This window comes from Methylobacterium sp. Leaf456, assembly GCF_001425465.1.
Taxonomy (GTDB): domain Bacteria; phylum Pseudomonadota; class Alphaproteobacteria; order Rhizobiales; family Beijerinckiaceae; genus Methylobacterium.
The window spans coordinates 162,918-179,540 of the sequence record NZ_LMQV01000004.1 but is presented as its reverse complement, the minus strand read 5'-3'; the positions used below and the strand labels follow the sequence as shown (position 1 = coordinate 179,540).

General features: G+C 67.0%; 29 protein-coding genes and 1 pseudogene. 13 read left to right on the top strand and 17 right to left on the bottom strand.

What is annotated here, in order from left to right:
• Positions 1-77: 77 nt before the first annotated feature.
• Complete coding sequence (locus ASG52_RS06075; protein ID WP_056240429.1) at positions 78-737, bottom strand: lysozyme; 660 nt, start codon at positions 735-737, stop codon at positions 78-80.
• 173 nt (positions 738-910) lie between these two features.
• Here ASG52_RS06075 and ASG52_RS06070 point away from each other — a divergent pair, with 173 nt between their 5' ends.
• The gene (locus ASG52_RS06070) at positions 911-1,225 is read left to right on the top strand and encodes a hypothetical protein (protein WP_056240428.1); all 315 of its coding nucleotides are present in this window, start codon (positions 911-913) and stop codon (positions 1,223-1,225) included.
• A 33-nt stretch (positions 1,226-1,258) separates the two neighbouring features.
• On the opposite strand, the gene ASG52_RS06065 is transcribed toward ASG52_RS06070, so the two are convergent.
• From ASG52_RS06065 to ASG52_RS06035, 7 genes are all read right to left on the bottom strand, one after another.
• Positions 1,259-3,892, bottom strand: a complete 2,634-nt coding sequence (locus ASG52_RS06065) for a pectate lyase family protein (protein WP_056240424.1) — start codon at positions 3,890-3,892, stop codon at positions 1,259-1,261.
• Positions 3,893-3,924: 32 nt separating this feature from the next.
• Complete coding sequence (locus tag ASG52_RS06060; RefSeq protein ID WP_056240422.1) at positions 3,925-4,434, bottom strand: hypothetical protein; 510 nt, start codon at positions 4,432-4,434, stop codon at positions 3,925-3,927.
• A 154-nt stretch (positions 4,435-4,588) separates the two neighbouring features.
• Positions 4,589-5,209 (bottom strand): hypothetical protein, encoded by a 621-nt coding sequence (locus ASG52_RS06055; protein ID WP_056240419.1) that lies wholly within the window; start codon positions 5,207-5,209, stop codon positions 4,589-4,591.
• Positions 5,210-5,243: 34 nt separating this feature from the next.
• Positions 5,244-5,567 (bottom strand): DUF6074 family protein, encoded by a 324-nt coding sequence (locus ASG52_RS26945; protein ID WP_056240416.1) that lies wholly within the window; start codon positions 5,565-5,567, stop codon positions 5,244-5,246.
• Between the two features lie 2 nt (positions 5,568-5,569).
• Positions 5,570-6,532: a signal peptide peptidase SppA gene (sppA, locus tag ASG52_RS06045; RefSeq protein WP_056240415.1), complete on the bottom strand. Its 963-nt coding sequence runs from the start codon at positions 6,530-6,532 to the stop codon at positions 5,570-5,572.
• Positions 6,532-7,209 (bottom strand): hypothetical protein, encoded by a 678-nt coding sequence (locus ASG52_RS06040; RefSeq protein ID WP_056240412.1) that lies wholly within the window; start codon positions 7,207-7,209, stop codon positions 6,532-6,534. The genes sppA and ASG52_RS06040 overlap by 1 nt, the downstream gene beginning before the upstream one ends.
• 56 nt (positions 7,210-7,265) lie before the next feature.
• Positions 7,266-7,697: a hypothetical protein gene (locus ASG52_RS06035; RefSeq protein ID WP_056240411.1), complete on the bottom strand. Its 432-nt coding sequence runs from the start codon at positions 7,695-7,697 to the stop codon at positions 7,266-7,268.
• Between the two features lie 473 nt (positions 7,698-8,170).
• On the opposite strand from ASG52_RS06035, the gene ASG52_RS26940 reads away from it, so the two are divergent.
• On the top strand, positions 8,171-8,530 hold the full coding sequence (locus ASG52_RS26940; RefSeq protein WP_156383811.1) for a hypothetical protein: 360 nt from the start codon (positions 8,171-8,173) through the stop codon (positions 8,528-8,530).
• A gap of 17 nt (positions 8,531-8,547) precedes the next feature.
• On the opposite strand, the gene ASG52_RS06030 is transcribed toward ASG52_RS26940, so the two are convergent.
• Entirely contained in the window at positions 8,548-8,883 is a 336-nt protein-coding gene (locus ASG52_RS06030; protein WP_056240408.1) for an HNH endonuclease signature motif containing protein, read from the bottom strand.
• A gap of 9 nt (positions 8,884-8,892) precedes the next feature.
• Positions 8,893-9,150, bottom strand: a complete 258-nt coding sequence (locus ASG52_RS06025; protein WP_056240406.1) for a hypothetical protein — start codon at positions 9,148-9,150, stop codon at positions 8,893-8,895.
• Positions 9,151-9,245: 95 nt separating this feature from the next.
• Between ASG52_RS06025 and ASG52_RS26935 the strand changes: the two genes are divergently transcribed.
• Positions 9,246-9,830: a hypothetical protein gene (locus tag ASG52_RS26935; protein ID WP_156383810.1), complete on the top strand. Its 585-nt coding sequence runs from the start codon at positions 9,246-9,248 to the stop codon at positions 9,828-9,830.
• Here the strand turns inward: ASG52_RS26935 and ASG52_RS06020 are convergent.
• Positions 9,810-10,553, bottom strand: a complete 744-nt coding sequence (locus ASG52_RS06020) for a phage antirepressor KilAC domain-containing protein (RefSeq protein WP_056240405.1) — start codon at positions 10,551-10,553, stop codon at positions 9,810-9,812. The genes ASG52_RS26935 and ASG52_RS06020 overlap by 21 nt on opposite strands.
• A gap of 270 nt (positions 10,554-10,823) precedes the next feature.
• On the opposite strand from ASG52_RS06020, the gene ASG52_RS26930 reads away from it, so the two are divergent.
• Positions 10,824-11,234, top strand: coding sequence for a hypothetical protein (locus tag ASG52_RS26930; RefSeq protein WP_156383809.1), 411 nt, complete (start codon positions 10,824-10,826; stop codon positions 11,232-11,234).
• Between the two features lie 38 nt (positions 11,235-11,272).
• On the opposite strand, the gene ASG52_RS06010 is transcribed toward ASG52_RS26930, so the two are convergent.
• From ASG52_RS06010 to ASG52_RS05985, 6 genes and pseudogenes are all read right to left on the bottom strand, one after another.
• Positions 11,273-11,542: a hypothetical protein gene (locus tag ASG52_RS06010; RefSeq protein ID WP_056240401.1), complete on the bottom strand. Its 270-nt coding sequence runs from the start codon at positions 11,540-11,542 to the stop codon at positions 11,273-11,275.
• Positions 11,535-11,756 carry a hypothetical protein gene (locus ASG52_RS06005; protein ID WP_056240399.1) on the bottom strand — a complete coding sequence of 74 codons (222 nt, stop codon included), beginning with the start codon at positions 11,754-11,756 and terminating at the stop codon, positions 11,535-11,537. The genes ASG52_RS06010 and ASG52_RS06005 overlap by 8 nt, the downstream gene beginning before the upstream one ends.
• A complete protein-coding gene (locus ASG52_RS06000) occupies positions 11,756-11,968 on the bottom strand; it encodes a hypothetical protein (protein WP_056240397.1) in 213 nt (70 codons plus the stop codon). The genes ASG52_RS06005 and ASG52_RS06000 overlap by 1 nt, the downstream gene beginning before the upstream one ends.
• Before the next feature lie 166 nt (positions 11,969-12,134).
• A complete protein-coding gene (locus ASG52_RS05995) occupies positions 12,135-13,049 on the bottom strand; it encodes a phage portal protein (RefSeq protein WP_056240395.1) in 915 nt (304 codons plus the stop codon).
• Positions 13,049-13,249 (bottom strand): hypothetical protein, encoded by a 201-nt coding sequence (locus ASG52_RS05990; protein WP_056240393.1) that lies wholly within the window; start codon positions 13,247-13,249, stop codon positions 13,049-13,051. Before ASG52_RS05990 ends, ASG52_RS05995 begins: the two co-directional genes overlap by 1 nt.
• 9 nt (positions 13,250-13,258) lie before the next feature.
• Positions 13,259-13,621, bottom strand: a pseudogene (locus tag ASG52_RS05985) (terminase TerL endonuclease subunit); the annotation flags it as partial.
• Here ASG52_RS05985 and ASG52_RS27615 point away from each other — a divergent pair.
• The 9 genes from ASG52_RS27615 to ASG52_RS05945 all read left to right on the top strand — a co-directional run bounded on the left by ASG52_RS27615 (position 13,566) and on the right by ASG52_RS05945 (position 16,611).
• The gene (locus ASG52_RS27615) at positions 13,566-13,943 is read left to right on the top strand and encodes a hypothetical protein (RefSeq protein ID WP_056240389.1); all 378 of its coding nucleotides are present in this window, start codon (positions 13,566-13,568) and stop codon (positions 13,941-13,943) included. The pseudogene ASG52_RS05985 and the gene ASG52_RS27615 overlap by 56 nt on opposite strands.
• Before the next feature lie 5 nt (positions 13,944-13,948).
• Complete coding sequence (locus ASG52_RS05975; RefSeq protein WP_056240386.1) at positions 13,949-14,302, top strand: hypothetical protein; 354 nt, start codon at positions 13,949-13,951, stop codon at positions 14,300-14,302.
• The gene (locus tag ASG52_RS05970) at positions 14,299-14,493 is read left to right on the top strand and encodes a hypothetical protein (protein WP_056240384.1); all 195 of its coding nucleotides are present in this window, start codon (positions 14,299-14,301) and stop codon (positions 14,491-14,493) included. Before ASG52_RS05975 ends, ASG52_RS05970 begins: the two co-directional genes overlap by 4 nt.
• A gap of 111 nt (positions 14,494-14,604) precedes the next feature.
• The gene (locus tag ASG52_RS05965; RefSeq protein WP_156383806.1) at positions 14,605-14,976 is read left to right on the top strand and encodes an XkdD/Y8K6 family phage-associated protein; all 372 of its coding nucleotides are present in this window, start codon (positions 14,605-14,607) and stop codon (positions 14,974-14,976) included.
• A 2-nt stretch (positions 14,977-14,978) separates the two neighbouring features.
• Positions 14,979-15,278, top strand: coding sequence for a hypothetical protein (locus tag ASG52_RS05960; RefSeq protein ID WP_056240378.1), 300 nt, complete (start codon positions 14,979-14,981; stop codon positions 15,276-15,278).
• On the top strand, positions 15,275-15,484 hold the full coding sequence (locus ASG52_RS25990; RefSeq protein WP_082552379.1) for a hypothetical protein: 210 nt from the start codon (positions 15,275-15,277) through the stop codon (positions 15,482-15,484). The genes ASG52_RS05960 and ASG52_RS25990 overlap by 4 nt, the downstream gene beginning before the upstream one ends.
• On the top strand, positions 15,481-15,873 hold the full coding sequence (locus tag ASG52_RS05955) for a hypothetical protein (protein WP_056240377.1): 393 nt from the start codon (positions 15,481-15,483) through the stop codon (positions 15,871-15,873). Before ASG52_RS25990 ends, ASG52_RS05955 begins: the two co-directional genes overlap by 4 nt.
• A 31-nt stretch (positions 15,874-15,904) precedes the next feature.
• Positions 15,905-16,249, top strand: coding sequence for a helix-turn-helix domain-containing protein (locus tag ASG52_RS05950; RefSeq protein ID WP_056240375.1), 345 nt, complete (start codon positions 15,905-15,907; stop codon positions 16,247-16,249).
• Positions 16,243-16,611 (top strand): hypothetical protein, encoded by a 369-nt coding sequence (locus tag ASG52_RS05945; RefSeq protein ID WP_056240373.1) that lies wholly within the window; start codon positions 16,243-16,245, stop codon positions 16,609-16,611. The genes ASG52_RS05950 and ASG52_RS05945 overlap by 7 nt, the downstream gene beginning before the upstream one ends.
• The last annotated feature ends 12 nt before the right edge of the window (positions 16,612-16,623 follow it).

Sequence of the window (16,623 nt, the reverse complement as noted above, 5' to 3'; positions counted from 1 at the left end):
GGTGATCTCCTCTCAGGCTTCGCTCACCCCCGACCGCGCCCCGGCGATCGTCGTCGGCAGCGTGTGCGGGGCGGGGATCACCCGAACCACGGACGGCTCAGCCACGATACGAGCCGGTCGCTCCAAGACGGCCGCGCTGGCTGGACGATGGCTGGGGGCAAGGGCGGCATCGGAGCCGGCGCGCCAGGGTTGCGCGGCGCGGGGGCGAAGACGGGGCCGGAAACCGGCGGCATGTCCATCGGCGTCAGCGTCGAGAGCGGCACGCTAACCGGCCGGGCGTCCACGCTGCGGGCCTTGGGCGCGGCCTTGCTGTAGGGCGTAAGGAACTGGTCCCGCTCGGCGGTGCGGCGGCTGACGATCTCCGGCGGCTTGCGCCACATCATGATCGCCTCGGCGCAGCCCCTGCGGTCGCCCGCGTTCAACCGCTTGAGGAAGGTCGATCCGCGGAAGCCGCTGACACCGATGTTGAAGGCGATCGAGATCAGGGCATCCCGCTCGTGATCCGCGACGGGCACTTTGATGCTCGACAGGATCGGCAGGGCGTGGCTCGCCAGATCGTCGAGGAAGAAGGCATCCGCCTGCGCCTGGGTGATCCTCTGCCCGAGCGCCACGCCCTTGATGTGCCCGTAGCCGATGGTCGGCACCCCGACGCTGTCGAGGTAGGCCTTCAGCCGGACGCCCTCGCGGGATTTCAGGGCGGCGATGCCGAGGGGCGTCATGATGGAGGAGGCGGCCATCAGCGGCCCTCCCCGTCATACCCGCGCGCGATCAGAGCGCGCTGGATTGCAGCGACGTACATGGTGGTGCTCTCCGGTGGTGACGGCAGGCGAGATCAGAGCAAGCTGCGGCAGGACGCCCGACCTACTCTGTGATATGAGATCCGCCCCCGGCATGGGACGGAGAATAATTTATGACGGAAATCTCTCTTATCTCATTGAATATTAAGCAGGTCGGCGAATTGCGACTTGAGGGCGGAACCCTCGGTCACCGGATCGCCGACGCGGTGCAGATGTGGCCCGTGCGTGACCAAGATCCGACCGTGCTGGAGACCGGCTATGGCCGTCTCATCTGGCAGGGCCCGGCCGACCAGACCCAGGTCGTCATCGTTGGGAAAGCCGGGGCGGTGAGAGCCTGCGAGGCAGGCGAGATCGATCCGGCTGCGCTGTCCGAGATGATCGAGTGCTTGGGCCGGCGCGGATACGTGGTGACGAAGCGGAGGGACTAGGCGCTGGGAGGGCGGGCCAGCACCTAGGTGTTGTCAGCAGCGGGTCACGATACCGCCCGTGACTTGAAAATTCGCCGTTGGCGGACCGTTGCAGGAGACGCCGGCCGACGATCCCGCAGTGAAGCGGGAAGCCGTGATATTGTCGCTCGCATAGATACCGCCTGTCAGCGTAAAGTTTAGGACAGACGATGCGGTGGCGGCCCCTGCCGCACGGGTATACAATTGGAAGGGAAGGAACCCCGGCTGCATCAGCATATACGACCCTTGATCCGCCGTAATTTGCGTGCCGACGCGGCTGTCGTTGATGCCGATTACCAGTCGGTCGCCGCCGTTTTCGGTCGCGATGCCCGCGGCGTATTTCGGCGAGGTGGTGAAGGGGTTGCCATCGTAGACTGTCAGGCCTCGGGCCGACATCGTGCCGATGTTCGCCACCGTCGTCCCGCCGAAGATGCGGTAGGGCGAGGTGCCGGAGGTGCCGGAGCACTGGAGCCCTTGGATGCGGATGTTCGTGGCGCCGACGTTGTCGGCAAAGCAAGCCTTCTCGCCCGCGGTGCCGCTGCCGCGGACGGTGTAGTTCGAGATGTAGGCGTTGGAGCCGTTCTCGTCGCCGTTGGAGGCGTAGAGCGCCCCGCCGTTGCCGGTGAGCGTCCCCGTCATGGCGGTGCTGGCGACATCGGCCTGCTCCTTGTCGAGCGTGTAGGTGCCGACGCCGCCCGTACCGGTGCCCCCGGCCTTGATCGTGCTCGCGACCACGCCTGAGCCGGTGACGTTCTGGCCACGCTGGATCTTGCCACTTGCGACGCTCGTGACCGTCAGGGTGCTGCCCGAGATCGAGCCCGTGAAGGCCGAGTCCTCGATCGCGCCGGTGTTGAAGCGCTCGCAGCTGCCGCCCCGGACGATGGTGCGCCCTCCGGAATAGGACAGGCACGCGCTGGAGACGTTGGACACCCGCGAGTCGGCGATCAGCGTGTTCGCGCCGTGGAACTCCAGCCCGGTGTCGTAGAGGCTGTCGCCGCCCGCATCGGACGGGCCGTCATGAATGAAATCGCCGATGCTGGTGTGGTAGGTCGCCTGCTTCGAGGTGTTCATGCCCGGCCCGGTGCAGAACGGCCCGATCTCGTTGTTCCGGGTCGTGTGCATCGGCGAGTCGATGCTCATGTTGGTGTTGACGATGCGGTTGTTCTCGATCGTCCAGCCGTAGGTCGAGGTGAGGTGAAGCGTGCCGCTCGCCACGGGGGCCGGCACGGCCTTGCTGAGGATGTAGGTGCCGCCCTGGCCCGTGCCGGTGCCGAGAGCGGTGACGTAGAGATCGCGCGGCAGGGACGGGCCGCCCACGACGGCCTGCCCGACCTTAATGGCGTGGGGCGGCTTCGTCGGGTCGGGCGGGTCCGCCACGGTCAGCGTGTTACCCGAGATCGAGGCGGTTCGATAGGACGACAGCGAGTAGCTGCCGCCGATAAAGATGCCGGTATTCGAGAGCCAGTCGGCGACGCAGTCGCGCGGCTGGATGCGGTTGTTGCGGAGCACGCCGTTGGTCGAGCCCACGACCTGGGCGTGGAACCACCGGTCGCCCGTGGTTCCGACGATTTCGACGTTCTCGATCCGGGCGCGGGTGTTGTCGGTGATGTAGAAGGCGCCGCACACGCCGCCCGTGTTCGCGCAGGTGGCGCCGTTCCAGTCGATGGTCAGGTCGCGGGCGCCGAAGTCCGCTCGCCCGCCACCCCAGGCGAACAGATTGATGGCGCAGCTCGTGCCCGTGAACTTGATCCGGGTCCGGCCCATGCCGGCACCGACCAGGGTAGTGTTGGAGCGGAAGTAATGATCCGTTGGACACTCGCTGACCTCGTACTGCCCCGGCGGCAGGAACACGGTCGGCGAAGTCGTGTCGGCGCGGATCGCGGCGAACGTCGCGGTGGCATCGACGCCGGGCTGCCCGCCGGGGCCGTATTTCGAGAACGGCACCGGCACGGCGCTGAGCAGCGTGTCGAGGGGAGCCGCGGGCGGGCCGAGCTTCGGCGCCACCGTCATGCTTGAGACATCGCCGGTCGAGCCGGGCGCCGTCAGCGACAGGGCCGGCGCCGTCACCCGGCCGGTGAAGGTCGGCGTATGCAGTCGCTTGGCGAGGCTGCCGTCGGGCGCGGTCGCGCTCGGGGCGACGCTCATTGCCGAGACATCGCCCGTCGAGCCGGGCGCGCTCAGCGTGAGGCTGGGCGCGGTGACGGGGCCGCCGAAGATCGGCGTGTGGAGCCGCTTGGCAAGGCTGGCGTCGGGGGCCGCCGGGTTCGGCACCACGCTCATGGCCGACACGTCGCCGCTGGACCCCTGGTCCGTTGGCGGCAGAACCAACGCGCCAGGCTGCGCCGTGAACCGCCCGTTGAGGAAGGTACCGAGGGTCGGTCCGTTGAGGATTGAGACCGCACCGTCGTCGCCGACGCGGGGCACGTTCTTCAGCAGGTCCGACAGCGGCGCCGCGGTGATCGTGTTCGGCGGGCGGACGCTGAGGCTCGATGCGTCGCCGGTCGAACCGGGGCCCTGGATCGTCAGACGATCCACGCCGAGGCGGTTGTAGGTCGGGGACGGCAGCTTCGCCGGGTCGAACGCGACGGCTGGCGTCAAGGCCAGCGGGATCGCGCCGACCACCAGGGCGCGCAAGAGAATGGATCGCATGGGGGCTTCCTCGGTGCGAGCGTTCGACGGTGTCAGGCGTTCGGGTCGGGGACGAAGGCGATGGTCTCGCCGTTGAGCCAGGGCTCGCCGGGTCGCAACCCATCGGGTGAGGTCGGCAGCGCCTCGCGGATCAGCTGAAGGGTCAGGCGGCGACCCTCGGGGCTTGTGATCGTGAAGGCCGGGTTATCCTCGCCGGTCCAGCCAACGGTGCCGCCGTTGCGCCAGGGCGCGTTCGGGCCGATGCCGCGCGGGTCATCGGACAGCGAGATCCACCAACTCCGCATCACGGCATCGAACAGCGCCACGGTGAGACCGCCGAACAGGTCGGAGATCCACGCGTTACGGTCCGGGTCGGGGATCGCCCAGACGAAGCGGCCCGCCTGTAGCTGGCCCTCGGCGAAGGGAGTGCCGGCCGCATCGAGCCAGGGGCGCGCCGCAAGGCCGTCAGGCGCGAGAAAAGCCGGGCCGGTGTTGCCGCGGTCTACCTTCAGGAGGAGCGCGAGGCCGGGCCCGAACTCGGTCAGCCGGCCATTCGTGAGCACGGTGTAGGTGTTGTCGACACCCCCCGTGACCAGACGCTCGACTTGGCGAGGCCGTCCTGCGACTTCGCGAGGCCGTCCGACTGCCGCTTTGCTTCGTCGTAGCCGTGGGTCTCGACTTCGAGACGAAGCTGTTCGACGCGAACGCCTGACATGGTTACGCCCCCAAGGGTCGGATGAAGATGCAGGGCAGCCGCGTCTCGCGCTCGCGCTGCATCGTCTTGATGCGGTTCGGTTGCTCGCGCAGTGCGGCGCGGTCGGCCTTACCCCAGGCGCCGGGAACGTAGGGCAGTATCGGCGAGCGGAATTCGAAGTAAACTTCGGCCGAGTTCCCGTAGCGGCGCTGCGCCATGACCGTCACGCCCTCATAGACGCCATCCCACTTCTCGACCTTTCGAGCATAGGGGACGGTCGGCATGATGACGTATTCTTTGACGGCCTCTGCCTTGTCGTCGGCGAGCGGCAGCGCGTCGGTCACGTCCGCCTTGTCGGCATAGACCCGGTGCGACTCGCGGTAACGGCCGGTCACGGCGGGCGAGTTGGCGCGCAGCAGGTCGAGGCAGCCATGCACCACCTCCGGCGGCACCCCTGCCTGAAACTGGTAGGTGATCGTGCAGTGGTCGGGATTGAGCCCGTCGAGGTTCTGAACCTGTCGCCCGTCGAGGAAGGTCTTGTAGCGGTCGGGGTTGACCCCGGCGGCGCGGATTTCGCGCTTCGTGCGCTCGAGCATGTTGTCGGCCACGGCCTGGATGAGGCGGCGGCGCGGCTCGGGCGCCATGAGGCTTTCGAGAGCCAGATGGACCCCCCTGGGCTCATTCGGCATGGCGTCGGCCTCGCATCACAGCGAACAGGTCGCCCACGATCCCGCGGGCTGCCCGCAGCTCCTCTGGATCGGCGATCAGGGCATCGACGCGCAGGTCGGCAACGGCGGCGGTCACGGCGCGCTCAAACCCCGCGGCGTCGGCCGCAATCACCGCCTCGTGGTCGCCGAAGGTGCGCACCTCGGCAGCGTGCCGGGCAGCAGCCTCGCGGACGTGGTGGAAACCCTCGGCGAGGGGCAGCGCCGCGGCGGCCTGCGCGGTCGTCAGCACCTCTGCGCGGCGGGCGTGGCCGGGGAACAGATGGACCTCACGCATGGTCACAGCGTCCTTAGGCGGTGGCGGCGGCGGCGCAGTTCGTCGCGCCCGGAGGCGGCCAGGGCATCGGCGGCCAGCATCCCGGCGGGTGCGAGCGCACGTGACGGCGAGCCGACGGGCGCGGCCGTGCTCAGCCGCCGGAAGGTGTCCTGCATGGTGCCGATGCGATCGACCATGCCGAGCCGCACCGCCTCGCGCGCGCCGACCGTCCGGCCCTGCCCGAACTCGGCCTTGACCTGCGCCGAGGTCGTGCCGCGCCCGCGGGCGACGCTGCCGACGAAGGTCTCGTAGGCCTCATTCACCCGCCGCTGCGCGTAGTCCCTGGCCTCATCGGTCAGCGGCTCGAACGGATGCCCCTCGGTCTTGTATTTCCCGGCCGAGATGAAGGTCTTGCGGATGCCGGCCTTCTCCATCGCACCCGACATGTCGCTGTGCGTGCCGTAGACGCCGATCGAACCCACGTCGCCGCCCGGCGTCATCACCACCTCGCTCGCGGCGGATGCAACCCAGTAGGCGGCGGAGGCCGCGAGGCTGTTGACCTGCGCGACGACGGTCTTGCGATCCCGCGCTCGATGCACCTCGTCGGCCAGCTCCTGCACCCCGTAGGTCGAGCCGCCGGGGCTATCGATCTCTAAGAGGATCGACTTGACGTCGGGGTTGGCGATGGCCCGCCGGAGTTGCGCCCCCACCATCTCGGTCGAGGTGCCGCCGGGCCCGCTGATCGCGTCGAGCATGTTGGCGCGCTGAGTCATGATGCCGATGATCGGAATGACCGCGACGGCGCCGGGCCCCGTCACACCGCTCTCGCCCGTCCGGCCGGGCCCGACCCGAGCCTCGATCTCGGCGGCGGTGAAGCGCACGCCCTCGCTGCGCAGCTCCAAGAAGGCGCGGATTTCGGCCAGTTTCTCGGGCATCAGCGCCCAAGGCTGTGCGGCGGCGGCGGCGAGGATGCGATCAATGCTCATCAGCCTGCGACCTTCGTGAGAACGGTGTTGTCCGGCAGCGCCTCCACGAGCTTCACCAGCCGGTCGCGGATGCCCGTCTGATCCGGTTCGCCCTTCATGCCTTCGGCCTCGTTGATCGCGTCGAGGATGGCGATGCGCCGGGCATTCATCGCGGGCACGTTGCTCCACTCCTCGCAGTCGTACTTCTGCGCCTTCACGTCCCAGCGATCCGTGCGGCGGATGTCGCGGTCGATGGGCGTGAGCCTGTTGGCCTCCAACAGCGCGAAGAGATCCTGCCGGAACTCATCGATGACCGGATCGGCGTTCGCCACGATCCGCCGGCCGGCCAGCTCGCGCGCATAGGCGAAATCGTGGGCTCGGCGGCTATGCACGGCCTGCGCACGATCGAAGTCCGCGACGGCCTGCTGATAGCCGGGCGTCAGCTTTTCGAGATGCTTCCGAGCCCTTTCCTCAGCGGCTGCGAGGCGGGGCAACTCGGCGTCGCGCTCGGCCTCGATCCGGGCTATCTCGGCCCCGGCCGCACTCCGCTGCGACCTGCGGCGCTCTGCGGCCTGCTCCGTCGTTTCGGGCGCCTCTCCCATCCCGGCAATGCCGCGCAGCCGGGCAATCACCCCCCTCGCCGTCACGGCGGTTCGGTCGAGGATGCTGTAGGGCGCGAGGTGGGGCGGCTGGTACATGCTGCGAACCTGAGTGCCTGCGTGGGCCATGAAAAGCGGGGGTTGATGGCCCACGCTTAGGGACTGAGGACGCGCCGGATTTGACGTGCGCTCGGAACCGCGGCTCGCGCCTTCATCACGTCGAAGAGCATCTCGCGCTCGGTGCCGATGTACGTGATGGGTGCCGATAGGCTGGCCCTATCGAAGCGCCAGCACCCCGAGGCGTAGGCACTGAGCGTGGCTCGGATCGCGGATGCTTGCGCCCGCACCGTCAGGCTGTCGTAGTGGCGAGCGGCCAGCGCCCGGAGCGCGGCGTCTCGCTTCGCCAGCGCCTCGACGCGCCACCACGCAATGCACCCCGCGCCAGGGACGAGCCCGAAAGCCGCGTCCAGGCTGAGCCCGGCGGAAGCGCCGTCGAGGTAGGAGCGAAGGCGGTCGGCCAGCGCCTCGCGGTCGGCCTCCGACTCTCGGCGCTCGGCGACCCGCCGGAGCAGGCCGATGTCTGTCATGGGTGCGGGCGGGTCCAATCTCGCAGGCATCAGGGACCGGGACCGGATGGGGAGGTCCGTGCGCACTGCGATGCAATTTTGGAAGGGGGGGGTCGGTTGAGGGCGAACCGAGGCCGCCAGTAAGCAGTGCTCAGCCGGCGCGTACCGGGTGCGTACCCTGCGGAGTTGCTGCGGAGTTGAGAGTTAGCAGACCTTAGCCAAACTTGGGTGCGTCAAAGCAGACCTAAGCCGCTGCCCGAATTGATTAAAATCGCTGATTTCAAAAGGGCTAAACCGCTCGCGGCATTGGCAAATCCGCAGCAACTCCGCACCCATCACGCGCCCCACAGCAAAAAAATCTGCGAATGGATACCCCTGCGATGCCGACCCCCTCACCCGTTCGAGTTTTGCCCCTCTCCCCCATGCGACGAGCGCTCGCCCTCTTATGCGCACCATCCTAGAGTGCAGAGCGAATCATCGGAGGAGTGACCCGAATGTCAGACGGCGACAAGAAGATTAGCGGCCCGCACGTGACCGGCGTTGAGCGCGAGGACGGCTCCGTCGAGCTACAAACCACTGCAGGAGCTATAAGCGTCGATGAATTCGGCACCGTTAAAATGAAATTAGATAAAATAAAATCGGTAGTCATCGGTGATCTTACTGAAGTGCTGTATCACAACATCGATAGCACTGAGAAAGTTCGCAGCCATCATATCCGTTTCGCGAACGGAGGAGAGGTGCGGCTTACATATCGGCTTGACGGTAAGCTCGTGGAATTTACCGCTGAGCGTATGGACGCGAACATAACACCGGAGGGCATTATCACGCTTAGAAGCTACACGGGCGAAGACTAGCGACTAGGCGCGCGTAGCTATCGAAGGCCGAGTCGTCTCGCGCGGGCGTCCGCCGTCTTCTTCACGTGGCACGATCCGCACCGCAGATGGATGTTGCTCGGGTCCAGCCCCGCGCCGCCGTCCCTCAGCTCCACCACGTGGTCGCAGTAGATGCGGGTTCCTGTGCGACCGCAGTCCTCGCACCGCTTGCCGCGCTCTCGGGTCAGGCGGGTTCTCAGCGCCTTCCACTCGGGCGTCTGGTAGAACTCCTGATTGGCCTCCGTCGCCTTGCGAGTCGCCCATGTGTAGGCCGGCGGCTTGGCGGTCCTGAGATCCGCGGCGCGCAGTCTCGGCGCGAGCGTCTTGATCGGCATGGCGGGGCCTCAGTGTCGGTGCTTGCCGGAGGGTCCGGCATCGGCCTTGGCTCGGGCGCCCTCGGCGAGTTCGGTCAGTAGCTCGGCAATGGCCACGGTCCCCAAACTATCTTCGTAGACGTGCATCCCCACCAGAAGCAGGGCGGAGGCGACCGCATTCGGGTCCGCTCGCTCGGCGGCGGCCAGCGCCCACGCCTTGGCCTCGACATAGACCGTCTCGATCTCGGCCTCTTCCTCGGGGCTTAGATCGCCTTTGGCGTTCGGCATCGGCGCGTCTCCGGGCTGCTCGCATAGATGGTCGCTTGGTTAGGTTTGCCCATAAAGGCTAAGGTGTGGGCATCGAGCCCAGGACCAAGAGCAGCATGTGCCCGCCCTTAGAGCCCCATTGGACAGCTTATGTTCAGGCTATTGGAACGCCGTTTGTCGCCTTAGTGGCGGGCGGCATAGCTAGTCTTATTGCATATCGGCAATGGCAGACCGCAAAAGAAAAGGTTGTGCTAGACTTATTTAAGCAAAGATTAGAGGTTTACGACTTAGTAAATAGCGCCACAATGGAAATTATACAGAGAGGCACAGGTGGTGCCGACTCCACGGTGCTAAGTCGGCTAGCTCAAGGTAGCTTGAAATCAAAATTTTTATTCGGTCCAGAAGTAATCATCGCAATTGAGCGAGCTTGGAGGGCGGCCAACAGATTATCTAGTAATGGCCGCAGGCAGGCACTCTTAGGCTTCGATCTTGCAACCCAAGAGCTGTTAGACGATGAAGACAAATTTACGTTAGAAATTGTCAAGTTCAATGATGTGTTCGACGAATTAGTCGCCCCATACATGCGGATGGATGCCAAGCTGCCGAGGTTAAAATTCACTCTGAAGTGGAAGGTATTGAGACAAAAATTTAATTGGGTAGGCGACTGGCTTGTTGCGGTTCTAATCAAGCAAAATCGCTAGCTTCGCCAACCCCTTCGGCGTCACAAGGAGGCGCATCCGCACCCGCGCGGTCCCGTCCGTGCCGGTGAAGTGGTAGGGCACGCTCTCAAGCAGCAGTGCCTGCTCCTTGTCCCGGTAGGGCAACCACGTCTCGGTTCCGGGCCGCCGGTAAATCCAGCGGTTCGCCACGAGCCAGCGCGTCAGCGCGTCCCTGGACATCTTGAGCAGCTTCGCCGTGTCGGTGATGCAGCGCGAGCCCTCGGCGCCTTCCAGCCGGTCGAGCGCGGCGACGCGGGGGTTCTGCGCCGCGATCTGCGCCTGAAGGTGCTGGATCACCTGCAGGACCATCTCAGGGTCGCTGGGTTTGGCTGCGAGCCGCGGCGCCTCGTGCATCTCCTGCATCCGCTCCCGCACCACCTTGTTGGCCCAGGCGTGGAAGTCGTGGTTCAGGTATCGGGCATAGGCCAAGGCGAGCTGCCAGTGCGCCCAGGTGCCGCCGCCGACGCCGCGCCGGCTCTCGAACAGCCCATCCTCCGATTTTCGGAGAATTACGTCCGCGAGGTGGGCCGCGAAATCCCGCGTCGATGGCAGTTCGCGCCACTTTGCCGGCTGCTTGCTCGGGTCCGCCCCGGCCGCCCGCCACATGTCGGTGAGGCTGACCATCTCGCCGCGGTCGTGGATGGGCTTGCCGCCATAGGTGAGCGGCACGAGCGCCCCACGGTGGGGTGGTTCGCGGTCGGACATGGCCAATTCCTCGGGGAGTGCGTCGCTGGCGCGTCGCGTAGGAGCCGGTGCCGGCGCGCGGGGCCGAAATTTTGGCGTCGCCTCAAGGCCCTCGAGCCGTAGGCGGTGCATCGCTCTAAATGCGGGTAAACCATGCCTTGTCACGCTTTGGTTGCGCGATAGGTCATGACATCCAACGAGCGGTAAGTTTCGCCCGAGTTCAAACGGAGGGGATTGACCGCCCGTTCTTCGAGGATCAGACCGCCCACCTCAAATAATGGGGACCGAGCCATGTCAAACGAAAGCCGCCTTGCCTCGCTTCGCGCGAGCGCGTCACAAGCAATTAGACCTGATGTTGAAACCGAGGCCATGCTGATTCAGCGGCTAAGGAATTTGTATAAGCCAATCTTTGAGGCAGTTCAGCAGATCGATGCCGAAGTTCGATCTTTATCTAAGGATTACGAGACAGGTCTATATCATATCAGATCAGATCTAACAGGAAAGTTTTGGGCTCAACGTCTCATGTTTCGCAGGGCTCCCTCAGATATCTTTGAGTTGGTGATTACCTTATATCCGGATCACGGGATAATTAATACAACTACTACTGCCGGCGAGGAAATTGCGAGTTTTGGCCCCCCTGCCTCGGATTTGGCCGTCGCGGTCATCTTCAAAGAGGCCGAGAAGTATTTCGGTAGGGTCTGACCGCGGGGTAACTGTTGCTCGCGCTCTAAGGCGGTGCCTTAAGGGGGAAGGTCCGCCGCGGCGTCGAGGTCGGCATCGAACCAGCCGGCCAGCTCGAAATCCGCCGCCCGCTCGATGTCGTCGCCGGCCGGGACCGCGACGCTCGTGCTCGCCCCGTCCGATCGGCGCACCACCGTCATAAGCTTCGGGAAGGCCAGCCGCACGACTCGGAAGGCGGCGGCCTCCTCCTCGGTCGCTGGGCGGATGCGGTGGGTCTCCTCCGGGTGCGAGGCGAACCACAGGGCATCGACGGCGCCGAGGTCACGCATCGGGGCCGGTCCCCGGCTTCGTGTCGCGGGCGGCGGCCTGCGCCTCGCTTCGCGCCACCACCGCGGCCCGCGCCTCGGTAGGCGTCCGATACGGCCCAAGCCGGCGCTCGCCGCCCACGTCCCCGAACCAGTCGCCGGACGGGAGCTGCGTGACGGACCCGATGGCGGTCCCATTCACCACCACCTCGAAATGCTGGACTGAGGGCGCGCGCATTAGGGGCGGACCTCCGGCTTGCCGGCCCTGGCCTCGCGTTCGACGAGCCACGCATTCAGCGTCGAGCGGCGGGCGCAGACGATGCGGCCCATCCGGAAGACCGGGATGCCCTCCGACTTCACCCGGTGCCTTGTCGCATCGGGACTCATGTGAAGATGCTTGCCGATGGCCTCATAGCCTTGCAGCAGATCGGAATTTTGCTCGTTGCTCATGCTCGCCTCTCGTCGCATCCATGTCGCGCTTCATGTCGCGTTCGCCCGCCGCCGCTCGCCGCCCAATGGCGCCGTTCCTAATCTTTTCAGGTACTTAGACGCCGATCAGGGAACGCCCTGCCGGCCAAGCAAAAGGCCGCTCAGAGGCGGCCAATCGCAAGTCAAATCAATGTCTTATGAAGCTGTAGGCTGACTGTGCCGTTCGAACGTCGAGCCAGCGACACACCTCTTCGATCTGATGCTGGCGCGTCGCGAGAAACTGCGCGTCCTCGGCGGTCAGGCTGATCGCCTCAAACTTAGCGCCCTCTTCGAGGATCGGCGTTCCACCCGCGTTGGCGAGCCCATTGTAGGTCCGGCGCCAGTCCTCCTTAAAGCGCTGGAACGCCTCGTCGCTCCAGGCTTTCGGCACCGTGACGACGCCGGACGGGCGCGCGCCATTCGAGAACAGGCGGGCGCCGTGCTCCTCAGTCGCGAGCGCTAGGCCGACCGTCTGTCGAGCGTAGGCGATCGGCCCGATGCCGACCAAGCCCGGCGCGAAGGCGGTGCGCAGGTGCAGCACCTCATCCTGCAGCAGGCGCCGCGTGCCGCCGATCTCGTCCGAGATCGTGTAACGCAGCGTCCGGTCGGGCAGCCGGTCAACAGCGACCCGGTCGGGATGGATCGGCTCCAGCCGGTCGGCGAATCCGCGGGGGCCGGCGATGATCTCGGCATACGCGTTCCCGCGCATGACGAGGTGCATCATCAGCATGGCCCGGAAATCCCACGCCGTCTGCCACCCGTTCGGCTGGTACTCCAGCAGGTCGTTGAGCGGGTGCTCGGGCGCCTCGTAGCTCTTCCCGGTCGCCGGGTCCTTTCGGTAGATGCGCAGCGGCAGCGAGGCGACCGTCTTCGCGAGCAGGTGCGTGCCGGCATAGAAGGCCGAGAACTGAAGCGCGATGTCCGGGGTCACGCGCCGACCGGCGAAGGTCGCCGCACCGCCCGGGTCGCCGTACCACCGGTCGTCGTCCGGCGACCACGATGTGACCTCGCGCTCAGCCGCGCGCATTCCGCCGCCGAGCATGGTCGCAAACAGGCCTGCCATCACGCGCTACCGCGCAGTGTCCCGACGATGGCGAGGCCGACGAGCACGCCGCCGCCCACCATGAACCCGGCCGGCGGGTAGTGCAGCCATGCGCCGTATCCCGCAAGTCCAGCACCGAGCGCGCCGACGATCTCGCGAAACACCTGGATGCTGATGGTGATCGGCGGCGCCTTGGCGGGCCGCTCGTCCTGTGGGGCCATGTCGCCTCCTCAGGCGACCCGCAGGCCGCGCGTTTCGTAGACGGAGCGGGTGTTGGCCGGCTCGGGGTTGGTCGCCATCAGCGCCACCGCATTGAATACCGCCATGATGGCGTCGATTTTGGCGTCGCCCGCGTTCTGCTTCGTCGCTCGGATCGCGGTCGCGGTCGGCTCGATCTTGAGGTTCGACACGCACCACGCCGCAAGGCCGGAGCCCGAGTGCCGGAGCGTGCCGGACGCCAACTTCCGCTCCGCCGTCTTGATCGCGTTCATCAGGCCATAGCCTTGGCTCACGCCGATCAGCAGCTTGTCGTCCTGAGTGATTCCGACCTCGGCGAAGGCCTCGATCAGCTCGCCCAAGCCCGCCGGATCGACAACCTCGACCACCTACGCCAGCGAGACCGATCTCGCCGACGCCCTGAAGACCCGCATCGAGCGCAACAACCGGGCGATCCTCTCGACCGCCATGCGCCGGGCCGACACGGCCGAGGCCGCCGACGCCGCGCTGACCGCTGCCGCCCACGACCGCGGCGCCGCCGTCACCGCCGCTCTCTACGGCACCACGGAAACCGCGCCCTGTGCCGATCTCGCCCGTGCGGAGGAGCAGTTCGCCTACGGCCGGTCGGGTGCTGCTGCGGACGCCTCGTTCGCCCGCGGCGCCTACGAGACCGGGTTCGTCAGCCCCGCCGCGGCCTGACCGCCATGGGCTCCGCTGCAATCGCCATCGTGCAGGGCTCGATCGACCTGTCGCCGCCGGTGCGTACCGAGGTTCCGGACGGCCTCACCGACCCCGTCGCCGTCGCGATCCTGCTGCGGCGCGGCTTGGAGATCGTCGACCGGGAAGGGCAGTACGACGCCCTTCCCGAGGCGGCGAAGGAGCTGTTCCGCGCCGCACTGTTCCCGCCGAAGTTCTCTGCCGCCAAGCAGGTCGAGGACATCGCGCAGGAGCGGGACGATGAGCGGGCGCTGGCCAACCGCTACGCCGCCATCGTCGGCGAGCGCGACGCCACGATCCGGGCGCTGCGGGCCGAGCTGACCGAGGCTCGGGCGTCATGACCGCCGAGTTCATGGCTGGCCTCGCCCTGGCCGTCGCCTGCGCCGCCTTCGTGCTCGCGACGGTCACCTTCTTCGTCGTCTCGCAAACGCATCTGCTGGACGCGGCCGAGCGCCGCCGCCCGGTCGCCGCCAACGGCAACACCCCCTGCCCCGAGGTCTACGATGAATCCGCGTCCGTCGGCGGCTGTTGAGCCGCGCTTGAACCCGAGCACTGTCCTGGCCGTCGTGATCGCCGGGCCGGGCGCGTGGGTCGCCGCCGCGGTCGGCGCCGTCCTCTGCGCTCGCACGCTCGGGTGGCTGTGATGAGCGCGCAGCACACAGCAGGACCGTGGGTGTTCGACGTCGAGAACCACGACGTCCAGCACGACGAAAGCAGCATGGTAATCGCCCGGGTCAGCGCGCCCGACGACTTCCTCTGCCGCGATCAGGAGAAGGACGGGGCGTTCGCTGCCGAGTGCGAGGCGAACGGTCGCGTGCTGGCGGCGGCGCCCGAGATGCTGGTGCAGCTCAAGGGCCTGCTCGGCTTCGCCCGCTTCATCGTCTCGGGGCTCAACATCGACGCGGACCAGACGAAGGTCGTCCTCAAGAACCGAGGGGAGTCCGTCGCCGAAGTGCCGCTCGCGCTCCTGCTGGAGCGCAGCGAGGCCGCCGTCGCCAAGGCGGAGGGTCGCTGATTATGGCCGCTGCCCGCCTCGCCCATCTCCCGCTCCCGGCCACCTTCGGCCAGCGCCCCGACGGCACGACGTGGATCAGCTTCGGCGATCCCGCCAAGGGCCAGCACATGCAGATTGACGGCCCGCTCAGCGCGAAGGCCGCCGCCGACATCTGCCGCGCCGTGAACGCCTTCGGCCCGGCCGGCGCCGGCCTGGAAGCCGTCCGCAGCAGTTACCGCGATCCGGACGCGCATTGCGTCCTGCCAAACGCTGCCTGCGAGTCCGTCGAGGTCGCCCTTGCTGCGATGGGGAGTCGGTCGTGAGCGGCGACAGCGTCACCTGCCCGCACTGTCGGCACGAAATCCCGATGACGGACGGCGAGGTTCTTCAAGGCCACGTCACCTATTGGGGCCAGGAGCGGATCACCTGCCTCGACTGCCCGAAGTGCGAGCGCGAGGTCTTCCTGCAGGAATACGTGAGGCGCTGGTGGACCGCTTGCCGCACGCCACAGGAGGCGAGCGCGCTATGATCCGCTGCGACGCCGTCACCTACGAGGACGTCGGCACCACCGCGCGCCGGCCCCTCACGCCCTCGCAAAAGCTCGAGCTCTACGAGCAGCAGAAGGGCATCTGCCCGCTGTGCGGCCTCTTCATGCGGCCGGGCAAGAGGCTGATCGACGAGCACCTGCGCGCGCTCGGCCTCGGCGGCACCAACGACTTCGGCAACCGGGCGATCGTCCACGAGCTGTGCGCCCAGACCAAGACGCACGGACCGACCGGCGACCTCGCGGTGATCGCCGACGCCAAAGCGCAAAAGCGCTCCATCCTCGGCTTCGAGCGGCCCAAGGGCCGGCCCATGCCGGGCTCCAAAGCCTCCGGCCTCAAGCGCGGCTTCGACGGCCGCGTCACCCGCCGATGAACCAGTCTCGCATCAGGAAAGGCGCGCATCGATGCCCCGGCCTGTTAACCCTGACGATCGCGCCATCGGTCGGCGCATCTACGCAGCTCGGAAGCGGAAGGGCCTGCCGCAGCGGGAGGCCTCCGTCGCGCTCGAATGGGCGCCGTTTCTTCTCAGCGAGGTCGAGCGCGGCACGCAATCCCTCAGCGCGGCCGAAGTCGCGAAGGTCGCCCGCTTCTTCGACATCGATCCCGGCTTCCTCCTGACCGGCGTCGCGGGCCGCGGCGCCTTCTCGCCCCGCGAGGTCAGGCTGGTCGAGAACTACCGCCGGCTCACGCCCGGCCGCCGCGAAGCCCTGGAGCGCATTGTCGATTGCCCGGAGGCGCGCACATGCTGAGCGCGTCCGACCTCGCCGACTTCGACCTCTCCGGCTTATCCTCCGGCCTCCAGAGTATGGTGGTGCGTCAGGACCGCTATCGCCGTGAGGCGGTCAGCATCGGTGTTCGCCCCGACTGCCCCGAGACCTACAGCCTCGTTCAGGCGGCCGAGCGTGATGCCGCCGTGCTCGCCGAGCTGGAGCGATTGGTCCTCACGGTCCGCCTGTTCGCCGCCGACGAGAATGCGGCGCGGCCCGCACCGGCTTCACCCTCGGCCGGCAGCCTCGTAGCGAGAGCCCTGGCCGCGATCTCCGGCGCCCCGCCCGCCCGTCACTGCCGCACCCTCATCCGAGAGACCTCTCCGACTCGGGGAGCGATCTGATGCGCTCGCTCG

Excerpts from the sequence above, each read along its gene's own strand:
- ASG52_RS06075 (WP_056240429.1), bottom strand. The coding sequence starts at position 737 with ATGGCCGCCTCCTCCATCATGACGCCCCTCGGCATCGCCGCCCTGAAA.
- ASG52_RS06070 (WP_056240428.1), top strand. The coding sequence starts at position 911 with ATGACGGAAATCTCTCTTATCTCATTGAATATTAAGCAGGTCGGCGAA.
- ASG52_RS06065 (WP_056240424.1), bottom strand. The coding sequence starts at position 3,892 with ATGCGATCCATTCTCTTGCGCGCCCTGGTGGTCGGCGCGATCCCGCTG.
- ASG52_RS06055 (WP_056240419.1), bottom strand. The coding sequence starts at position 5,209 with ATGGCGCCCGAGCCGCGCCGCCGCCTCATCCAGGCCGTGGCCGACAAC.
- ASG52_RS26945 (WP_056240416.1), bottom strand. The coding sequence starts at position 5,567 with ATGCGTGAGGTCCATCTGTTCCCCGGCCACGCCCGCCGCGCAGAGGTG.
- sppA (WP_056240415.1), bottom strand. The coding sequence starts at position 6,532 with ATGAGCATTGATCGCATCCTCGCCGCCGCCGCCGCACAGCCTTGGGCG.
- ASG52_RS06040 (WP_056240412.1), bottom strand. The coding sequence starts at position 7,209 with ATGTACCAGCCGCCCCACCTCGCGCCCTACAGCATCCTCGACCGAACC.
- ASG52_RS06035 (WP_056240411.1), bottom strand. The coding sequence starts at position 7,697 with ATGACAGACATCGGCCTGCTCCGGCGGGTCGCCGAGCGCCGAGAGTCG.
- ASG52_RS26940 (WP_156383811.1), top strand. The coding sequence starts at position 8,171 with ATGTCAGACGGCGACAAGAAGATTAGCGGCCCGCACGTGACCGGCGTT.
- ASG52_RS06030 (WP_056240408.1), bottom strand. The coding sequence starts at position 8,883 with ATGCCGATCAAGACGCTCGCGCCGAGACTGCGCGCCGCGGATCTCAGG.
- ASG52_RS06025 (WP_056240406.1), bottom strand. The coding sequence starts at position 9,150 with ATGCCGAACGCCAAAGGCGATCTAAGCCCCGAGGAAGAGGCCGAGATC.
- ASG52_RS26935 (WP_156383810.1), top strand. The coding sequence starts at position 9,246 with ATGTGCCCGCCCTTAGAGCCCCATTGGACAGCTTATGTTCAGGCTATT.
- ASG52_RS06020 (WP_056240405.1), bottom strand. The coding sequence starts at position 10,553 with ATGTCCGACCGCGAACCACCCCACCGTGGGGCGCTCGTGCCGCTCACC.
- ASG52_RS26930 (WP_156383809.1), top strand. The coding sequence starts at position 10,824 with ATGTCAAACGAAAGCCGCCTTGCCTCGCTTCGCGCGAGCGCGTCACAA.
- ASG52_RS06010 (WP_056240401.1), bottom strand. The coding sequence starts at position 11,542 with ATGCGTGACCTCGGCGCCGTCGATGCCCTGTGGTTCGCCTCGCACCCG.
- ASG52_RS06005 (WP_056240399.1), bottom strand. The coding sequence starts at position 11,756 with ATGCGCGCGCCCTCAGTCCAGCATTTCGAGGTGGTGGTGAATGGGACC.
- ASG52_RS06000 (WP_056240397.1), bottom strand. The coding sequence starts at position 11,968 with ATGAGCAACGAGCAAAATTCCGATCTGCTGCAAGGCTATGAGGCCATC.
- ASG52_RS05995 (WP_056240395.1), bottom strand. The coding sequence starts at position 13,049 with ATGGCAGGCCTGTTTGCGACCATGCTCGGCGGCGGAATGCGCGCGGCT.
- ASG52_RS05990 (WP_056240393.1), bottom strand. The coding sequence starts at position 13,249 with ATGGCCCCACAGGACGAGCGGCCCGCCAAGGCGCCGCCGATCACCATC.
- ASG52_RS05975 (WP_056240386.1), top strand. The coding sequence starts at position 13,949 with ATGGGCTCCGCTGCAATCGCCATCGTGCAGGGCTCGATCGACCTGTCG.
- ASG52_RS05970 (WP_056240384.1), top strand. The coding sequence starts at position 14,299 with ATGACCGCCGAGTTCATGGCTGGCCTCGCCCTGGCCGTCGCCTGCGCC.
- ASG52_RS05965 (WP_156383806.1), top strand. The coding sequence starts at position 14,605 with ATGAGCGCGCAGCACACAGCAGGACCGTGGGTGTTCGACGTCGAGAAC.
- ASG52_RS05960 (WP_056240378.1), top strand. The coding sequence starts at position 14,979 with ATGGCCGCTGCCCGCCTCGCCCATCTCCCGCTCCCGGCCACCTTCGGC.
- ASG52_RS05955 (WP_056240377.1), top strand. The coding sequence starts at position 15,481 with ATGATCCGCTGCGACGCCGTCACCTACGAGGACGTCGGCACCACCGCG.
- ASG52_RS05950 (WP_056240375.1), top strand. The coding sequence starts at position 15,905 with ATGCCCCGGCCTGTTAACCCTGACGATCGCGCCATCGGTCGGCGCATC.
- ASG52_RS05945 (WP_056240373.1), top strand. The coding sequence starts at position 16,243 with ATGCTGAGCGCGTCCGACCTCGCCGACTTCGACCTCTCCGGCTTATCC.